This is a genomic window from Roseateles sp. P5_E4, assembly GCF_054049255.1.
Genome location: NZ_JBFUMS010000010.1, coordinates 52,454 through 68,160, shown reverse-complemented (window position 1 = coordinate 68,160; position 15,707 = coordinate 52,454). Strand labels below are relative to the sequence as shown.

18 protein-coding genes are annotated in these 15,707 nt (G+C 69.4%); 13 read left to right on the top strand and 5 right to left on the bottom strand.

The annotated features are described in order from the left end of the window. Positions 1 to 4: 4 nt before the first annotated feature. Entirely contained in the window at positions 5 to 1,153 is a 1,149-nt protein-coding gene (locus ACXJLH_RS19625) for a mechanosensitive ion channel family protein (protein WP_457445814.1), read from the bottom strand. Positions 1,154 to 1,359: 206 nt separating this feature from the next. On the opposite strand from ACXJLH_RS19625, the gene ACXJLH_RS19620 reads away from it, so the two are divergent. The 9 genes from ACXJLH_RS19620 (at position 1,360) to ACXJLH_RS19580 (ending at position 8,388) form a co-directional block, all read left to right on the top strand. Next, the gene (locus ACXJLH_RS19620) at positions 1,360 to 1,665 is read left to right on the top strand and encodes a DUF2789 family protein (RefSeq protein ID WP_457354774.1); all 306 of its coding nucleotides are present in this window, start codon (positions 1,360 to 1,362) and stop codon (positions 1,663 to 1,665) included. Beyond that, positions 1,662 to 2,633 (top strand): extracellular catalytic domain type 1 short-chain-length polyhydroxyalkanoate depolymerase, encoded by a 972-nt coding sequence (locus tag ACXJLH_RS19615; RefSeq protein WP_457445813.1) that lies wholly within the window; start codon positions 1,662 to 1,664, stop codon positions 2,631 to 2,633. The genes ACXJLH_RS19620 and ACXJLH_RS19615 overlap by 4 nt, the downstream gene beginning before the upstream one ends. 57 nt (positions 2,634 to 2,690) lie before the next feature. Beyond that, positions 2,691 to 3,026: an ArsR/SmtB family transcription factor gene (locus ACXJLH_RS19610; protein ID WP_457445812.1), complete on the top strand. Its 336-nt coding sequence runs from the start codon at positions 2,691 to 2,693 to the stop codon at positions 3,024 to 3,026. Between the two features lie 7 nt (positions 3,027 to 3,033). After that, positions 3,034 to 3,540, top strand: a complete 507-nt coding sequence (locus tag ACXJLH_RS19605) for an arsenate reductase ArsC (protein ID WP_457445811.1) — start codon at positions 3,034 to 3,036, stop codon at positions 3,538 to 3,540. After that, positions 3,537 to 4,211: an aquaporin gene (locus ACXJLH_RS19600; protein ID WP_457445810.1), complete on the top strand. Its 675-nt coding sequence runs from the start codon at positions 3,537 to 3,539 to the stop codon at positions 4,209 to 4,211. The genes ACXJLH_RS19605 and ACXJLH_RS19600 overlap by 4 nt, the downstream gene beginning before the upstream one ends. 115 nt (positions 4,212 to 4,326) lie before the next feature. Beyond that, positions 4,327 to 4,818: a MarR family winged helix-turn-helix transcriptional regulator gene (locus ACXJLH_RS19595; protein WP_056191549.1), complete on the top strand. Its 492-nt coding sequence runs from the start codon at positions 4,327 to 4,329 to the stop codon at positions 4,816 to 4,818. Continuing rightward, positions 4,809 to 6,668 (top strand): arsenic resistance N-acetyltransferase ArsN2, encoded by a 1,860-nt coding sequence (gene arsN2 / locus ACXJLH_RS19590; protein WP_457445809.1) that lies wholly within the window; start codon positions 4,809 to 4,811, stop codon positions 6,666 to 6,668. Before ACXJLH_RS19595 ends, arsN2 begins: the two co-directional genes overlap by 10 nt. Before the next feature lie 2 nt (positions 6,669 to 6,670). Beyond that, complete coding sequence (locus ACXJLH_RS19585; RefSeq protein WP_457445808.1) at positions 6,671 to 7,855, top strand: MFS transporter; 1,185 nt, start codon at positions 6,671 to 6,673, stop codon at positions 7,853 to 7,855. Beyond that, positions 7,852 to 8,388, top strand: a complete 537-nt coding sequence (locus tag ACXJLH_RS19580) for an arsinothricin resistance N-acetyltransferase ArsN1 family B (RefSeq protein ID WP_457445807.1) — start codon at positions 7,852 to 7,854, stop codon at positions 8,386 to 8,388. The genes ACXJLH_RS19585 and ACXJLH_RS19580 overlap by 4 nt, the downstream gene beginning before the upstream one ends. Here ACXJLH_RS19580 and ACXJLH_RS19575 read toward each other — a convergent pair. The 3 genes from ACXJLH_RS19575 to ACXJLH_RS19565 are packed head-to-tail and all read right to left on the bottom strand — an operon-like array spanning position 8,372 to position 10,654. Beyond that, positions 8,372 to 9,901: a tryptophan halogenase family protein gene (locus ACXJLH_RS19575; protein WP_457445806.1), complete on the bottom strand. Its 1,530-nt coding sequence runs from the start codon at positions 9,899 to 9,901 to the stop codon at positions 8,372 to 8,374. The genes ACXJLH_RS19580 and ACXJLH_RS19575 overlap by 17 nt on opposite strands. Beyond that, positions 9,898 to 10,395, bottom strand: coding sequence for a PIN domain-containing protein (locus ACXJLH_RS19570; protein WP_457445805.1), 498 nt, complete (start codon positions 10,393 to 10,395; stop codon positions 9,898 to 9,900). The genes ACXJLH_RS19575 and ACXJLH_RS19570 overlap by 4 nt, the downstream gene beginning before the upstream one ends. 7 nt (positions 10,396 to 10,402) lie before the next feature. Continuing rightward, on the bottom strand, positions 10,403 to 10,654 hold the full coding sequence (locus ACXJLH_RS19565; RefSeq protein WP_056191539.1) for a type II toxin-antitoxin system Phd/YefM family antitoxin: 252 nt from the start codon (positions 10,652 to 10,654) through the stop codon (positions 10,403 to 10,405). Positions 10,655 to 10,860: 206 nt separating this feature from the next. Between ACXJLH_RS19565 and ACXJLH_RS19560 the strand changes: the two genes are divergently transcribed. Together ACXJLH_RS19560 and ACXJLH_RS19555 are read left to right on the top strand one after the other, a co-directional pair. Beyond that, entirely contained in the window at positions 10,861 to 12,225 is a 1,365-nt protein-coding gene (locus tag ACXJLH_RS19560) for a cation:proton antiporter (RefSeq protein WP_082532341.1), read from the top strand. A 138-nt stretch (positions 12,226 to 12,363) separates the two neighbouring features. After that, complete coding sequence (locus tag ACXJLH_RS19555; RefSeq protein ID WP_457388948.1) at positions 12,364 to 12,900, top strand: HPP family protein; 537 nt, start codon at positions 12,364 to 12,366, stop codon at positions 12,898 to 12,900. On the opposite strand, the gene ACXJLH_RS19550 is transcribed toward ACXJLH_RS19555, so the two are convergent. Beyond that, complete coding sequence (locus ACXJLH_RS19550) at positions 12,897 to 14,003, bottom strand: alpha/beta fold hydrolase (RefSeq protein WP_457445804.1); 1,107 nt, start codon at positions 14,001 to 14,003, stop codon at positions 12,897 to 12,899. The genes ACXJLH_RS19555 and ACXJLH_RS19550 overlap by 4 nt on opposite strands. A 162-nt stretch (positions 14,004 to 14,165) precedes the next feature. On the opposite strand from ACXJLH_RS19550, the gene ACXJLH_RS19545 reads away from it, so the two are divergent. Continuing rightward, entirely contained in the window at positions 14,166 to 15,293 is a 1,128-nt protein-coding gene (locus ACXJLH_RS19545) for an AAA family ATPase (RefSeq protein WP_457445803.1), read from the top strand. Then, a complete protein-coding gene (locus ACXJLH_RS19540) occupies positions 15,290 to 15,706 on the top strand; it encodes a bpX5 domain-containing protein (RefSeq protein ID WP_457445802.1) in 417 nt (138 codons plus the stop codon). Before ACXJLH_RS19545 ends, ACXJLH_RS19540 begins: the two co-directional genes overlap by 4 nt. The last annotated feature ends 1 nt before the right edge of the window (position 15,707 follow it).

Here is a 15,707-nt window from a genome sequence, read left to right as displayed (position 1 = left end):
AAGTTCAGCCTGCCGCGGCGGGCACGATGTCAGGCGCGTCGGGCGACGAGCCTTTGCGCGTTGGTGCCGGGCCAGCCGGCGCAGGTGACTGCAAGCCGACAACGTTGACGGTGTTGGTGGCGAACGCCAACCGGATGCCGCGCTGCTGCAGCTCGCGCATCAGCGCCAGGTTCAGCGTCTGCTGGTGGTCCATGTAGACGTCATAGCTGGGATCGTTGACGCGGTAGACCACCTCGAAGTTCAACGAGTTCTCGCCAAAGCCCTTGAAGTGGGCACGCACCAGTTCCAGCTTGGGGTCGGCGTCGATCAGCGCCTTGACCAGCGGCGGCACGGCAGCAGCGTCATCGGCGGACGCATCGGACGTGATGCCGAAGGTGAAGGCCACGCGGCGCGTCTGCAGGCGCTTGAAGTTGGCCACCGTGCGCTTGAGCAGTTCGGCGTTGGACATGACGATCTGCTCGCCGCCCAGGCTGCGGATGCGCGTCGTCTTCAGGCCCACGCGCTCCACCGTGCCGGTGACGTCGCCGACGGTGATGGAGTCGCCCACCTCGAAGGGCTTGTCCACCGCGATGGCGAGTGACGCAAACAGGTCGCTGAGGATGTTCTGCACGGCCAGCGCCAGCGCGATGCCACCGATACCCAGGCTCGCAACAAAGGCCGTGATGTTGACGCCGAGGTTGGATAGCACGGCCAGCACTACCACCACCCACAGCGCACCGCGCAGGCCCCAGCTGAGCAGCGTGGCCGAGGCCGACAGCGCCGCCGTACCGCCATGGCGCATCTGCTGGGCCGTGAGCACCTGCGCCACCGCCTGCTGGGCCCACAGGCCGAGCTGCAGGGCCACGACGGCGAACCACAGCTGCGACACGCGGTCATGCCAGCGGTCGTCCAGCGGCAGCATGTTGAGGCCCACCAGCAGGCCGACCACCCAGATCAGCGCGCCATTGGTGCGCTCCAGCACGCTGACGAGGCCGTCGTCCAGCGTGCTGCTGGTGCGCTGCGACAGTTTGCGCAAGCGCTGCACGACGAAGCGCAGGCCGACCTTGATGATGACGATGGTCAAGGCGCCGGCCAGCACGGCGGGCAACACGTCGGTCCAGCCCACATCGGGCCACGCGGCCTGCATGCGCGCAATGAATTCATTCCAGGTCATCGCGACCTCCTGCAGTCTTCAATCCCATGACCGTAGGTGCGCCGTTCCCGCCAGTCTGTCAGCGGGTGACAGCCGGCGGTGTGGGCCTCGGCTGACAGGGACGGCCGTCGTGGACGGGGTGTCGGCTGACACCGCGCAGCGGCGTCGACATCTAAGGTCTAAGCCTCACGGTTTCCGCCTTGAAACCCTTTGAAAGAGGATCCGCCATGGACACCACCACCCACCATGACATGCAGGCCCTGTTCTGCCAGCTCGGCCTGCCGGATTCGCCGGCCGAAATCAAGCAGTTCATCCGCCTGCACCGGCCGCTGCCGCAGACGCTCAACCTGTCGGAGGCCCCGTTCTGGAACGCCAGCCAGGTCGCCTTCATCCGCGAGCAATGGCATCAAGACGATGGGGACTGGTGTGGGCAGATCGACCAGCTGAACGCCGCGCTGCGCGAGCACCCGGACCCGTCGGAGCTGGAACAGGCGGACTGCACGCGGGATCCAAGCCATCCGGATTGCCAATGAAGCAACCGTCCTGGGCAGCGCTGCTGAATCGCAACGCCGCGCTGCTCCGACAGGCCGCAAAGCCGCTTCGCGAGCGCCATCGTCCGCCGTCCAGCGCGGGCAGCTGGTTGATGGGCCTGGTGATGGCCGCGGACGGGCCGCGCCGCTACTACCTGTTCCGGCCCGCGAGCGCGCGCTTCGGCGAACGGCTGCCGTTGCTCGTCATGCTGCATGGCTGCCACCAGGACGCCAAGAGCTTTGCCGCCAGCACGCGCATGAATGCCGTCGCCACGCGCGAGCGCTTCCTGGTGCTCTACCCCGAGCAGCCACGGCTGTGCAACACCCAGGGCTGCTGGAACTGGTTCGACACACAGTCGGGCCGCGCCTTCGCCGAGGCCGGCTGGATCATGAAGGCCGTCGACCAGGTCTGCATGCTGTACACGGCCGACCGCGAGCGCATTGCCGTGGCCGGCCTGTCGGCCGGCGCCAGCATGGCGGCCCTGCTGGCCACGCGCTACCCGCAGCGCTTCAAGGCCCTGGTCATGCACTCGGGCGTGCCGCCCGGCACGGCGAGTTCGCCGGTCTCGGCCGTCGGTGCGATGCAGGGACGGCGCCAGCCGCTGCCACCCGGCTCGGCCCAGGACTGGCCGCCGCTGATGGTCATCCACGGTGACGCGGACCGCGTCGTGTCAGCCCGCAACGCCGGTTCTGCGGCGCTGATGTGGTCCGAGGCGGCCGGCGCACACCAGGAGCCGGCGCAAGAACAGCGCCGCGGCAAGCGCTACCCGATGCGGGTGACGCAGTTCAAACGCTCGCGCGAGGTGGTGGCGACGCTGGTGGAGGTCGACCGACTGGGCCACGCCTGGAGCGGCGGCGCGGCGCGCCAGCGCTTCAGCGACGCCAACGGGCCGGACGCATCACGCATGGTCTGGCGCTTTGTGGCGCGGCAGTTTGAGGCAAAGCAGCCAAAGATCCAATCCCTTCGCTGAGCGCTGGCATTGCCGGACCGCTTGCACTTCAATCCATGATTCGATAATAATGGAATCATGGATGAACAAGCCGTCGAGCAATTTGTAATCAAGGCCCTCGCAGCCCTGGCCCAGCCGCTGCGGCTGCAGGTATTCCGGGCCCTGGTCGTCGTCGGTGATGCGGGGCTGACACCCGGCGCCATCCAGGAGGGGCTGGGCGTAGCACCAGCCACGCTGTCCTTCCATCTGAAGGAACTCGTCAACGCGGGCCTGGTGACCCAGGAGCGCGCCAGCCGCAACCTGATCTATCGCGCCCAATACGACAGCATGAACTCGCTGCTGGGCTATCTGACCGAAAACTGCTGCCAGGGCGCCACCTGCGCCGTGCCGAGCGGCACGGCATCCTGCTGCTGAGATCGCCATGACCACCCACGTCCTCATCCTCTGCACCCACAACTCCGCCCGCAGCGTGCTCAGCGAGGGCATGCTCAACCACTGGGCGAAAAAGCTCGGCCGTGACGTGCAGGCGCACAGCGCCGGCAGCGCGCCAAGCGGCCGCATCAATACCCTCGCGCTGGAGGCCCTGAGTAACGCCGGCGTCGACACTGCCGGCTACCGCAGCAAGAGCTGGGATGAATTCAGCCAGGACGGCGCACCACCGCTGTCCATCGTCATCACCGTCTGCGACAGCGCGGCCGCCGAGCAGTGCCCGGTCTTCTTCGGTGGCAGCGGCGGCCAGCCGGTCAAGGTGCACTGGGGCTACCCGGACCCTTCCAATGCCGAGGGCGGCGATGAGGGCAAGCGCCGCGCCTTCGAGCTGACGCGCCAGGCCATCGGCTTTCGGCTCCTGCAGCTGCTGCAACTGCCACTGGCCACGATGAGCAAGGCCGAGCTGCAGCAAGCCCTCGTCGGGATCTCGAAGGCATGAACCTGCCTCGCCGACTCCTCGCCGAAGCCCTGGGCACGGCCCTGCTGCTGGCCATCGTCATCGGCTCCGGCGTCATGGCCGAGCGCCTGTCCGGCGGCAACGTGGCCCTCGCGCTGCTGGCCAACACGCTGGCCACGGTCGGCGGCCTGTACGTGCTGATCGAGGTTTTCGGCCCGGTCAGCGGCGCTCACTTCAACCCCGCCGTCAGCGCCGTGATGGCTTGGCGTGGCGAGTTGCCTGTCGCCGCCCTGCTGCCCTATGTCGCCGCGCAACTGACCGGCGCAATGCTGGGCGCGTGGCTGGCCCACGCAATGTTCGACATGAGCGTGCTGCAGTTCTCGACCAAGCTGCGCGCCGGCACGGGGCAGTGGATCGCGGAGGGCGTCGCGACCTTCGGCCTCGTGCTCGTCATCCTGCGCGCGCCGGGCTCGCGCGTCGCGGCCATGGTGGCGGCGTATATCGGTGCGGCCTACTGGTTCACCGCGTCGACCTCCTTCGCCAACCCGGCGGCCGTGTTCGGCCGCATGTTCAGCGACAGCTTCGCCGGCATCGCGCCCGCCAGTGCACCGGGCTTTGTCGTTGCTGAACTGGTGGGCGCCGTGATGGCCGTGGCGGTGAACCGCGTGCTGTCAGGCACGGCCGCCGAGGTCACGGCCCGAAGCGCGGCCTGACCGTGACTTGAACGCGCGGGGCTGCGAGCCCCGCCTTTTTGACCCAGGTAGTTGCTATTGACAACGAACAAAGCGGACCTCAACATGCGCCCGGATAGTTGCTATACACACCCAAATGACCGAGTCCGCCCCCGGCAGCCTGTTGCGCGAAGTGGCGCGCCTGTACACCCGCGCCCAGCGCGTCGTGGCCGACTGCTGCCGCACCACCAGCACGCAATGCCATCTGCTGACCGAGCTGGGCCGCTCCGGGCCGCTGCCGCTGTCGGAACTGGGCACGCGGGTCAGTCTGGAGAAGAGCTGGGTGTCGCGTGCCGTGGAGGCCATGGCAGCCCGTGGGCTGGTGAGCAAGGAGCCGAACCCGCTCGACGCAAGGAGCTGGCTCGTCACGCTCACCGCCGACGGCGAACGCACCGTCCGTGAGCTGAACCAGACCCTCGACGACCATGCCCAGCAGCTGCTGGCATCCCTGAGCGAGCGCGAACGCGCCGCCGTCGAGACCTCTTTGCTGACGCTCCTGAAGGCCTTGCGCGAAGACCCGGCCGCGACCTGCTGCCTGCCGCCCCAAGTGCTGAAGGAGCCCATCCAGGATTCCAAACCATGCTGTTGAACGACACCCCCTCCCTGCGCCAGGCCGGCGCCGCCGACTGGCCCGCCATCGAAGCCCTGCTGCTGGCGAACAAGTTGCCCACCGAGGGCGCGCAGGCGCACCTGCCCACCTATCTGCTTGCCATCAGCAACGGCGAGCTCGTCGGCTGTGCCGGCGCCGAGGTCTACGGCCACGTCGCCGGAACCATCGCGCTGCTGCGCTCGGTGGCCATTGCGCCGGGCCTGCACAAGCAGGGCATCGGGCGCCTGCTCGTCGAGCGGCTGCTGCAGGAAGCCCGCTCGCGCGACATCGCGGCCCTCTATCTGCTGACCGTCACGGCGCCGGAGTACTTCGCGCAATACGGCTTCAAGCGCATGAAGATCGAGGACGCACCGGCCGCATTGAAGGCCTCGGCCGAATTCCAGGGTGCCTGCCCGGCCTGCGCGGCGCTGATGACGCTGGTGCTGCGTGAAGCGCCGGTCGCCGATGGCCCGCTGCCGGTCGCGGTGCTTGGCGCCGGGCCGGTCGGGCTGGCGGCCGTCGCCCAGCTGATCGAGCGCGGCCTGCCGTTTGTCGCGCTGGAGGCCGGCGCGACGGTGGGCGCCAATCTCGTCGACTACGGCCATGTGCAGCTGTTCTCGCCGTGGCAGTTCGACGTCGACCCCGCGATGGCCCGCCTGCTGTTGCCCACTGGCTGGACAGCGCCGCCGGCGGCCGAGCTGCCCAAGGCCGGCGAGGTGGTCGAGCGCGTGCTCAAGCCGTTTGCGGCCCTGCCGCAGGTGGCCGGCGCGTTGAAGCTGGGCGCACGCGTCGTGGCCGTCAGCCGCGAGGGTTTCGACAAGGTCAAGAGCGCCGGGCGCGACCAGGCTGCCTTCCTGATCCGCTACGAGCAAGGCGGCGAAGTGCACGAGCTGCGCGCCCGCGCCGTCATCGACGCAACCGGCACCTGGAACCAGCCCAATCCGGTCGGCGCCAACGGCCTGCACGCCATCGGCGAGACCGAAGCAGGGGCGCAGATCTTCTACGGCATTCCGGACGTGACGGGCGCGCAGCGGGCGCGCTACGAGGGCCGGCGCACCCTGGTCGTCGGCGCCGGCCACTCGGCCGCGAATGCGCTGCTGGCGCTGGCCGAACTGGCCAGGCAGTCGCCCGGCACGCGCCTGGCCTGGGCCGTGCGCACGCCGACGCTGCAGCGCGTCTTCGGCGGTGGCGACGCGGACGCCTTGCCTGCCCGCGGCGCGCTGGGCGCGTCGCTGCGCCGGCTGCACGATGGCGGTGCACTGGAGTTCTTCGCTGGCCTGCGCATCACGCGGATCGAGCGCGTGGGCGGGCAGCTGCGCCTCAGCGGTTTGGACCCGAAACAGCAGCCCGTCGTCGTTGACGGTGTCGACGAAATCATCTGTGCGACCGGCCAGCGCCCCGACCTGTCGCTGGCCAGCGAGCTGCGCGTCAAGCTCGACCCGTGGCTGGAATCCACCGAAGCGCTGGGGCCGCTGATCGACCCGAACCTGCACAGCTGCGGCACGGTGCGCCCGCATGGCCACCGCGAGCTGGCCCACCCGGAGCCGGGCTTCTACACCGTGGGCGTGAAGAGCTATGGCCGCGCACCGACCTTCCTGATGGCGACGGGCTTCGAGCAGGCGCGCTCGGTCGTCGCCGCTATCGCGGGCGACCTGACGGCGGCGGACCGGGTCGAACTGGAGCTGCCGGAGACGGGTGTCTGCTCGGTCAACCTGGCGGTCGAAGGCGAAGCGTCCGGCTGCTGCGGCCCGGCAGCGGTGGTGGCCGTGGCCGCGCCCAAGTCGGGCTGCGGCCCGAGCAGCTGCGCCCCCAAGCCGGCGCCGGAGCGCGCCTCGCGCTGCTGCGGCTGAGCATGGCGGCCAGCCGCCTGCGCGTCGTCGGCTCGCTGGGCACGGCCCAGACGCTGGCCTGGGCCTCGACCTACTACCTGCCCGCCATGCTGGCGCGGCCGATGGCGGCGGAGCTGGGCGTGTCGGAGCCGACGGTGTTCGCGGCCTTTTCCGCGGCCCTGGTCGTCTCGGCGATCGTTGGGCCGCACTCGGGCCGCCGCATCGACCATTGGGGCGGCCGGCCGGTGCTGATGGTGACCAGCCTGCTGTTCGCCGTCGGTCTGGCGCTGCTGGCCCTGGCCGATGGGCCGGCCGGGCTTTTCGCCGCCTGGCTGGTGTTGGGCGTGGCGATGGGCAGCGGGCTCTACGAGGCAGCCTTCGCGTCGCTGGTGAGGCTGTACGGCCATGACGCGCGCAGCGCCATCACCGGCATCACGCTGATCGCGGGCTTTGCCAGCACCGTCGGCTGGCCGTTGACGGCGGCGCTGGAGCACACCTTCGGCTGGCGCGGCGCCTGCTGGACCTGGGCGGGGCTGCATCTCCTGGTGGGCCTGCCACTGAACGCCTGGCTGCCCAAGGCCGCGGCGCTGGCGGTGCCCACCCAGGCGCCAGCGGCCGCGAACGGCGAAGCGCCGCCGATGCGGACCGCCGCGCTGCTGGCCTGGGTGTTCGCAGTGACCTGGTTCATCAGCACGGCGATGGCTGCGCATCTGCCACGGCTGCTGGGCGCCGCGGGCGCCGCGCCGGCGGCGGTCATCTTGATCAGCGCCCTGGTCGGCCCGGCCCAGGTCGCGGGCCGGCTGCTGGAGTTCGGTTTCCTGCGGCGCTTGCACCCCTTGCAGTCGGCGCGCGCCGCGGCGCTGATGCATCCGCTGGGCGCGGCCCTGCTGGCCGTCATCGGCGCGCCTGCCGCCATGGTGTTTGCGCTGTTGCATGGCGCGGGCAACGGCGTGCTGACCATCGCCAAGGGCACGCTGCCGCTGGCCTTGTTCGGGCCGCTGGGCTACGGGCAGCGCCAGGGCGTGCTCGTGCTGCCGGCGCGCCTGGCGCAGGCGCTGGCGCCATGGCTGTTCGGCCTGCTGCTGGCGGACTTCGGAACCGGCGTGCTGTGGTTGTCGACCGGCCTGGGCCTGAGCGCGCTGGCCGCCCTGCTTTTCATCCATGTGCCCGCGCGCACCACCCAGCCATTCATGGAGGACCCGCCTTGAAGATCCGTACTGCCGCCCCCGAGGACGGCGCCGCCGTCGCAGCCATCTATGCGCCCATCGTGGCCCACACCAGCATCTCCTTCGAGACGGAGCCGCCGGACGCGCAGGAGATGCGCAGCCGCATCGAGAAGACGCTGGCCAGCCTGCCCTGGCTGGTGGCCGAGGACGCGACCGGCGCCATCTGCGGCTATGCCTATGCCAGCAAGCACCGCGAACGCGCCGCCTACCAGTGGTCGGTGGACACGACGGTCTACGTGCGCGAGGACACACGCGGCCAGGGCGTCGGCCGGGCGCTGTACGAGAAGCTGCTGCCGCTGCTGGCCGAGCTCGGCTACTTCCAGGCCTTCGCCGGCATCGCCCTGCCCAATGCGGGCAGCGTGGGCCTGCACGAGGCGGCGGGCTTCGAAGCCCTGGGCGTGTATCGCAACGTCGGCTTCAAGAACGGCGAGTGGCGCGACGTGGGCTGGTGGCAGAAGGCGCTCAGGCCCCTGGACACACCCTCGCCGCCCCAGGCCTTCAGCGCCCCGCGTTGATCTGCTGGATCAACGCCCGGTGGCTGGGCAGATCGGCGATGGCGCGGTCGGCAAAACGCTGGATCTTGGCGAACAGCTTGTCGGCGTCCACCATCTGCGGGAAATCGCTGCGGCCGGCGCTGAGGTCGGTGGCGAAGCCCATGCCGTAGAGGATGTACTGGTAGTTGAAGAAGGCGAAGGTTTCGGTGTCGAGCACGAAGTCGAAACGGCCCGGCGGGCGCAGCTGCCATTCCTCCAGCAGGCCGGCGAGGCGGTCCGGGATGGTGGAAGACTGGGCGTTGTCGCGCCAGAAGGGCTCCTGCCGCTGGCTCAGGCAGTAGTGCAGCTTCAGGAAGTTGATGATGTTCTCGAAGCGCGCCGTCATCAGCTCGTTGAAGCGCCGCGCCGGCGCGTGCATGGGGCCGCTGTGCGGCAGCATCTCCGCGATCATGCCGATGGCCGCCTCGATGAGGACGAGGCCGGTGGCCTCCAGCGGCTCCAGGAAGCCGGCCGACAGGCCGACGGCGACGCAGTTCTTCACCCACTGCTGCTCGCGGTAGCCGGGCGTGAAGGGGATGCTGCGCATTGCCAGGTCTTCGTTGCCCGCGCCGCAGTAGCCGCGCAGGATGTCGGCGGCACGGTCGTCGCTGAGATGGTCGCTGGAATAGACGCAGCCGATGCCGCGCGCGCCGTTCAGGCCGATCTCCCACAACCAGCCCGCCTCGTGGGCGGTAGCGATGGTGGAGCTCTCCATGACCGCGTTGGCATCCAGCGGCACCTTGCAGGCCAGGGCGCGGTCGACGAAGAGCTGGTGGCGCACGGACTTGAAGTTCGAACCCATCGCCCGGCCGATGAGCTCGGCGCGAAAGCCCGTGCAGTCGATATAAAGCTCGGCCTCGAAACGGCCCAGCTGGGCGGTGTCGAGATGGGCGATGGCGCCCGTCGCATCGAGAACGACGTCAGTCACCGTGCCTTCGACGTGGCGCACGCCGAGCTCACGGGCGCGCGCGGCCAGCAGCTTGGCGAGCTTGAGCGCGTCGAAGTGGTAGGCGTAGTTCAGCGGCGCCGCATAGGGCGCCTCGCCGGCCCGCTTGGGCGCGCGGTGGGCTTCGGCAACGCGCACCTGCAGCGTCATGGCCTCGGCGAAGGGCATGCGCCCGGCCTCGTCCTGCAGCAGCCAGTAGGGCACGAGGTTGAGATCCTCCGTGTAGAAGGGCGCCTCGAAGGGATGGAAGAACTGCTGATGCTGGCCCGCGGTGGGCGTGCGCGCCCAGTCGACGAAGCGGATGCCCTGCTTGAGCGTGGCCGAGGTCTCGCGGATGAAGCGCGCCTCGTCGATGCCGAGGAATTGGAGCGTGCTGCGGATGGTGGGGAAGGTGCCTTCGCCGACGCCGACGCTGCTGATGTCGGGCGACTCCAGCACGGTCACCTCCAGGTGGCTGCGCTCGGACAGCTTGAGGGCCTTGGCCAGGTAGGCGGCGGTCAGCCAGCCGGCCGTGCCGCCGCCGACGATGAGGATGCGTCGCTTGTTCATGCGCGTGTGTACAGGTTCTTCAGCCACTGCTGGCCGGTCTGGGCGCCATGGCTCCAGTCCTCGTCCTCGTCACTGGGCTGGGCGACGTAGCCGGAGGGGTTGAGCAGCTTCACGCGCCCGACGCGGAAAGCCGAGACGCGGTGGGTGACGAAGGTGAGGCCATGCTCCAGCGCCGTCGCGGCGAGCAGGCCGTCGCGGGTATTGGCATAGGGCAGCTGGGCCCGGCGGCGCACGACGGCCGCATCCACCGGCAGCACGCGGCCTTCGAAGGCGGGAATGACGCGGCTGTCGATCCAGTCGCGCACGACGAGTCCGGCGGCGCGGTCCTTGCGGCCCAGGCGGGCGGCGGCGTTCTCGATCTCCAGCAGGTTCAGCGCCGAGATGAAGAGTTTTTGCCGCGGCAGGCCGGCGGCCCAGGCGGCGAGGCCGGCGTCGGACTCGCCGGCCTTGGCCTTGCGCAGTTCGAGAACGATGCTGGTGTCGAGCAGGAACATGGCGCCCTCAGGGGAGGTTTTCGCGGTGATCCCAGGCGCCATCGGCCGCGGCGTCGGCCGCATCGATCGTCACGACCTCGGGCATGGCCAGCAGCTCCAGGATGCTCTCGCCCTCGCCGGTCAGGCGGCGGTACTCGGCAATGCTCATCAGCACATGAGTGGGCTGGCCGCGGTCGGTGATGACGACCGGCTCGACCTGCGCCGCCCGCTTGGCGAGGCTGACGTCACGGTTGAAATCGCGGCTGGTGAGCAGTTTCATGGCCTCGTCAATGTACCTACCTACCTGCAATCGCGCAATTGGGATGTAGGTACATAGGCCCGGATCTGTTCGACCCAATGGACATTGAAAACCCGGCTGGCAAAGTGTTCCACGTGGTGAGAGCGCTTTCACCAAAAGAGGCAGACAACGTTGTACAAAACCGCGCGGCGGTGCGTGGCAACGGCAAAAAATCTACAGGAACAGCCATGGAATTCGACCTTCTTGCCATCATGGGCGACGTGTTCGCCAAGCATGGTCCCGCTGCGGCCGCGGCCGCCAAGACCTACGCGCCGGGCGATTTCAGCGTCCACTTCTTCCTGCAGCTCGGGCTGATCATGCTGGCGTGCCGCGTGGTTGGCTGGGCCGGCCGCAAATTCCTGGGCCAGCCCCAGGTGGTTGGAGAAATGATCGCGGGCGTCATCCTCGGCCCGTCGCTGCTGGGCCTGTTCTTCCCCGACGTGCAGTCCGCCATCTTCCCGAAGGAGATGCGCAGCGTGCTGTACTCCGGTGCCCAGCTGGGTGTGGGGCTGTACATGTTCCTGGTCGGCACGACGCTGCGACTGGACCACTTCGCGACCAAGGCGAAGAGCGCGATGGGCGTGTCCTTCGCCGGCATCGCGGCGCCCTTCTTCATCGCCTTCCTGATCACACCGCTGCTGCTCCAGGTTCCCGGGCTGTTTGCCGAAGGCATCTCCACGGCGAATGCGACCCTGTTCATGGGCGCCTGCATCGCGCTGACGGCCTTCCCGATGCTGGCCCGCATCATCAACGAGCAGGGCCTGGCCAACACCTCGCTGGGCACCCTGACGCTGACGGCCGGCGCCTTCGACGACGCCGCCTCCTGGTGCGTGCTGGCCCTGGTGCTGGCGGCCTTTGGTGCGGGCCCCGGCGTGGCCGTGCTGGCCATCGGCGGCGGCGTGCTGTGGGCGGCCTTCGTCATGCTGTTCGGCAAGAAGCTGCTGGCCCCGCTGGGCCGCATGGTCGAGCGTGATGGCCACATGAGCAACACGGTGCTGGGCATCACGCTGATCTGCTTCTGCACGTCGGCCTTCATCATGGACGCCGTCGGCATCCATGCCATCTTCGGCGGCTTCATCCTGGGCGCCGTCATGCCGCGCGGCCTGTTCGCTGCCGAGCTGAAGAAGAAGGTCGAGCCGCTCACGGTGATCCTGTTGCTGCCGATGTTCTTCACCTACTCAGGCCTGAACACGCGCCTGGACATGATCAATTCGGTGCAGCTGCTGCTGATCGCCGCCGGTGTGCTGGTCGCCTCGGTGCTGGCCAAGTTCGGCGCCTGCTACCTGGCTGCGCGCATGGCCGGTGAAGACAACCGCACCGCCCTGGGCATCGGCGCACTGATGAACTCGCGCGGCCTGATGGAGCTCATCATCATCAACATCGGCCTGCAGAAGGGCATCATCGGCCCGGCCCTGTTCTCGATGCTGGTGCTGATGGCGGTGGTGACGACCATGATGGCCACGCCGCTGTTCGAGATCTTCTACGGCCGCAAGGCGCGCGCATCGGGTGAGCTGGAAGCCGTGCCCGGCACGCCGGCCAGCAACCCGGCCTGAGGCCTCGTTTCGCTCTCCTCGCCATCGCTGAGAGGTGTCGGTGGCGTTCTCAGGGGCAAGGCTGCAGGCCTGCCCCCTTTTTTATGCCCTGAGTTGGCGCGCTCCTTGCTGCGACTCCGAGACCTGCCGAGGACATCCATGAGCGAGCTTGCTCCCGACGTCGTGGCCCGCCCGCCCGCGCCGGCGCCCGTCGTGCATCCGCCCACGAGGGCGCCCACTTACACCCTGAGCCAGGGCGTCCTGGCCTGCGCCGGCGTGTTCACCATCATTGGCGTGCTGGCGATCGGCTCGTTCAACCTGGGCGTGCTGCTGCTGCTGGGCTCCTTCGGCTCGACCGCAGTGATGATGTTCACCTTCCCGGAGCTGCACTTCTCGCAGCCCCGCAGCGTCATCGGTGGGCATTTCATCTGCACAGCGGTGGGCCTGGCGGTGCTGGCGGTGTTCGGCCCGGCGTGGTGGTCGCTCGCCGTGGCCGCGGCGGTCTCGGTGGCATTGATGATGCTCACGCGGACGATGCACCCACCCGCGGGCTCCAATCCCGTGATCGTGTTCCTCGTCGCACCCAAGTGGGGCTTTTTGCTCTTTCCCACGCTGTTTGGTGCGCTGACGATGGTGGTCGTCGCGGTGCTTTATCACCGGGCCACGCGGCGGCCGTATCCGGCGTACTGGTACTAACGCACCAACGGACGCACCTGCTCGACCAGAGCGAGCAGGAACTTGCCGGGCTCCTCGTGGGGCGCCAGATGCGCCGAGTGCTCGAACCAGACGAGCTTCTTCACCGGCGCCTTCAGCTGGGTCAACCAGGGTTCGATGACCGAGGACGGCGTGGTCAGGTCGTGGCGGCCGAGGAACATGAAGACCGGGAAGCGCGTCTCGCGGATGCGCGTGTGGTCGACGCGGCGCATGTCGGGCAGTAGGGCCGGCACCGACAACTGGCCGCCCTGGTCGATGGCCAGGCGGTCCTCGAACTCGTAATAGGGCGACAGCCGCGCAGCGCGGAAGTAGAAATCGGCGTTGTCGCGGTAGGCGGCCAGGCCGCCATAGGCCATCACCCATTTGCGCGCGACATTGACCTTGGCGAAGGGGATCTCGCCCTCACCCGGATAGGGCGCGATGGCTTCCAGCTCGGTCAACGCGACCGTGTCATGGCGCTTGCGCGCCTCGGCCAGCAGCGCCTCATATTGCGCCTTTTCGTTGGCCTGCAGATTCATCAACGGCCCGACACCGACATAGGCGCTGACCCAGCTCGGCTTGGCCATGGCCGCATCCAGGCCGATGACATTGCCCCAGGAATGGCCCAGCAGGACGACGCGCTCGACCTGGAGGCGCTGGCGCACCATGGCGATCAGCTCGATGAGGTCGTCCGCCATCTGCCGGCGTGTCAGCGAGGCCTTGTTGGCCGCCTCGCCACCGTGGCGCAGCGTCTTGCCGGTGCCGCGCTGGTCCCATTGCACGACGGTGAAGAAGTCCTCCCAGCCGCGCTGGTAGGGCCAGCTGCGCCCCATCTCGGCCGCGCCCGGCCCACCGTGCACATAGACCAGCACGGGGTTGGCCTTGTCGGCGCCGCGGATGGTGATCCATTGCTTGAGCCCACCCAGCTCGACGGCCTCGCTGATCTCGACCGCATTGGGCGCCACGAGGCGCTGCTGGTCGGCAATCATGGGCCGCACTGTGGTGTAGGCGGGCTCGGCAGGGGGCGGCGCGACGGGGGCGTCGGCAGCCTGGGCCAGACCCGCAAACAGCGGCAGCACGGTGGACAGGATTCGACTCACGTTCATGGCAGGAATGCAGGGAGGACGGCCCACCATAGCACCGTGAATGCAGGGACCGCCGGCGGCGCCGCACCGACGACAATCGCCGCCACAGGCCTCGGGAGGAGCGGCGTCAGCGAACGTCGGCCGACGCCACATTTCCAAGAACGGCACCAGGCCGGACCTGCCATGAACGCCCTGCAAGACGCCGCGCGCCATCTGCGCGCCGCCATCCAATCCGCCACCGTGGGCCTGGTGGGCCGCGAACCCCTGGCCGAGCTCATCGTGCTGGCCGCCGTGGCCCAGGAGCACCTGCTGGTCGTCGGGCCGCCCGGCACCGGCAAGAGCGCCGTCGTGCGCCGCGTCGCCCAGGCCCTCGGCGGGCGCTATTTCGAATACCTGCTGGGCCGCTTCACCGAGCCCTCGGAACTCTTCGGCCCTGTGGACCTGCGCAAGCTGCGCGAGGGCACGGTGGAGACCGACGTCACCGGCATGCTGCCCGAGGCCGACGTGGCCTTCCTCGACGAGGTCTTCCTCGGCTCGACGGCCATCCTCAACACATTGCTGGGCATCCTCAACGAAAGGCGCTTCCGGCGCGGCCACACCCAGCTGCCCTGCCCGCTGCGGGTCTGCGTCGGCGCGGCCAATGCCCTGCCCGACGACGAGGCCCTTGCCGCCTTTGCCGACCGCTTCCTGCTGCATGCCTTCGTCGAACCGGTGCCCGACGAGCAGCTCGAATCCCTGCTGCAGGGCGGCTGGCGCTCCGACTTCGCCCACATCGACGACAGCGGTGCCCTGGCCCATCTGGACCTGCTGAGCCGGCATCTGCAGCAGGTGCAGATGGACGCTGTGCGCCCGGCCCTGGCCGACGCGCTGCGCCAGTTGCGCGCCGTGGGCATCCGCCCGTCCGACCGCCGCATCGTCAAGGCCCAGCGCCTGGTCGCCGCGGCCGCCGTGCTGGCCGGGCGCCTGCAGGCCCAGCCCTCGGACCTGTGGCCGGTGCTGTACGCCCTGCCCACCCAGGCGGCCCAGCAGCAGGCTCGCGATGCGCTGAAGGAAGTGTTCGCGCTGGCCGAGCACCCCCATCTGCATCACGCCGTCGAGGAAGCCACGCTGCAGCCGCGCTCGCGCATCGCCCGCCTGCTCGACACCGCCCGCGCCTGCCTGGAGCCGGCGGGCGAGCCCGCCCCGGTGCGGCTGGAAACCGTGCTGCGCGAGATCGACGCCAACTTCTCGGCCGAGCAGCTGCCGGCCGAGCTGGCCGAGGTGCGCGCCCAGCTGCGCGCCCGGCTGGACGCGACGACGTCGGCGCCATGAGCGGCTGGCGCTGGCGGCCGGTGGAGCAGGCCCTCGCACCGCGGGCGGCCGTCGCGCGCGGCGCCGTCGCGGCCAGCCTGCTCGAGCGCCTGTCGCGGCAGCTGGCCAGCGAGCGGGAGTCATTGCAAATGGTCGCCGCGCCGGGCTGGCTGGTCGTGCTCGGCACGGCCGACGCGCTGCCCTGGGTGGACGGCATCCGCTATGCCGCACCCAGCCCGCAGGCGCCTTCGCTGTGGCTGCCCACGCATGCCGAGCCCGATCTCGCCCATGACCTCGTCGACCGCGCGCTGCGCCGCCACCATGGCCGGCAGCCGCTGCTGCTGTGGCCAGATCCGACCGTCGCCCTGCCACTGGACGCGCCGCAGGCCGCCAGCGATGCCGTGCTGCAGCGCTGCAGCGCTGCGCGGCCCTGAA

Bases quoted from the DNA above. Each gene is read 5' to 3' on its own strand.
- ACXJLH_RS19625 (WP_457445814.1), bottom strand. From the start codon at position 1,153: ATGACCTGGAATGAATTCATTGCGCGCATGCAGGCCGCGTGGCCCGAT.
- ACXJLH_RS19620 (WP_457354774.1), top strand. From the start codon at position 1,360: ATGGACACCACCACCCACCATGACATGCAGGCCCTGTTCTGCCAGCTC.
- ACXJLH_RS19615 (WP_457445813.1), top strand. From the start codon at position 1,662: ATGAAGCAACCGTCCTGGGCAGCGCTGCTGAATCGCAACGCCGCGCTG.
- ACXJLH_RS19610 (WP_457445812.1), top strand. From the start codon at position 2,691: ATGGATGAACAAGCCGTCGAGCAATTTGTAATCAAGGCCCTCGCAGCC.
- ACXJLH_RS19605 (WP_457445811.1), top strand. From the start codon at position 3,034: ATGACCACCCACGTCCTCATCCTCTGCACCCACAACTCCGCCCGCAGC.
- ACXJLH_RS19600 (WP_457445810.1), top strand. From the start codon at position 3,537: ATGAACCTGCCTCGCCGACTCCTCGCCGAAGCCCTGGGCACGGCCCTG.
- ACXJLH_RS19595 (WP_056191549.1), top strand. From the start codon at position 4,327: ATGACCGAGTCCGCCCCCGGCAGCCTGTTGCGCGAAGTGGCGCGCCTG.
- arsN2 (WP_457445809.1), top strand. From the start codon at position 4,809: ATGCTGTTGAACGACACCCCCTCCCTGCGCCAGGCCGGCGCCGCCGAC.
- ACXJLH_RS19585 (WP_457445808.1), top strand. From the start codon at position 6,671: ATGGCGGCCAGCCGCCTGCGCGTCGTCGGCTCGCTGGGCACGGCCCAG.
- ACXJLH_RS19575 (WP_457445806.1), bottom strand. From the start codon at position 9,901: ATGAACAAGCGACGCATCCTCATCGTCGGCGGCGGCACGGCCGGCTGG.
- ACXJLH_RS19570 (WP_457445805.1), bottom strand. From the start codon at position 10,395: ATGTTCCTGCTCGACACCAGCATCGTTCTCGAACTGCGCAAGGCCAAG.
- ACXJLH_RS19565 (WP_056191539.1), bottom strand. From the start codon at position 10,654: ATGAAACTGCTCACCAGCCGCGATTTCAACCGTGACGTCAGCCTCGCC.
- ACXJLH_RS19560 (WP_082532341.1), top strand. From the start codon at position 10,861: ATGGAATTCGACCTTCTTGCCATCATGGGCGACGTGTTCGCCAAGCAT.
- ACXJLH_RS19555 (WP_457388948.1), top strand. From the start codon at position 12,364: ATGAGCGAGCTTGCTCCCGACGTCGTGGCCCGCCCGCCCGCGCCGGCG.
- ACXJLH_RS19550 (WP_457445804.1), bottom strand. From the start codon at position 14,003: ATGAACGTGAGTCGAATCCTGTCCACCGTGCTGCCGCTGTTTGCGGGT.
- ACXJLH_RS19545 (WP_457445803.1), top strand. From the start codon at position 14,166: ATGAACGCCCTGCAAGACGCCGCGCGCCATCTGCGCGCCGCCATCCAA.
- ACXJLH_RS19540 (WP_457445802.1), top strand. From the start codon at position 15,290: ATGAGCGGCTGGCGCTGGCGGCCGGTGGAGCAGGCCCTCGCACCGCGG.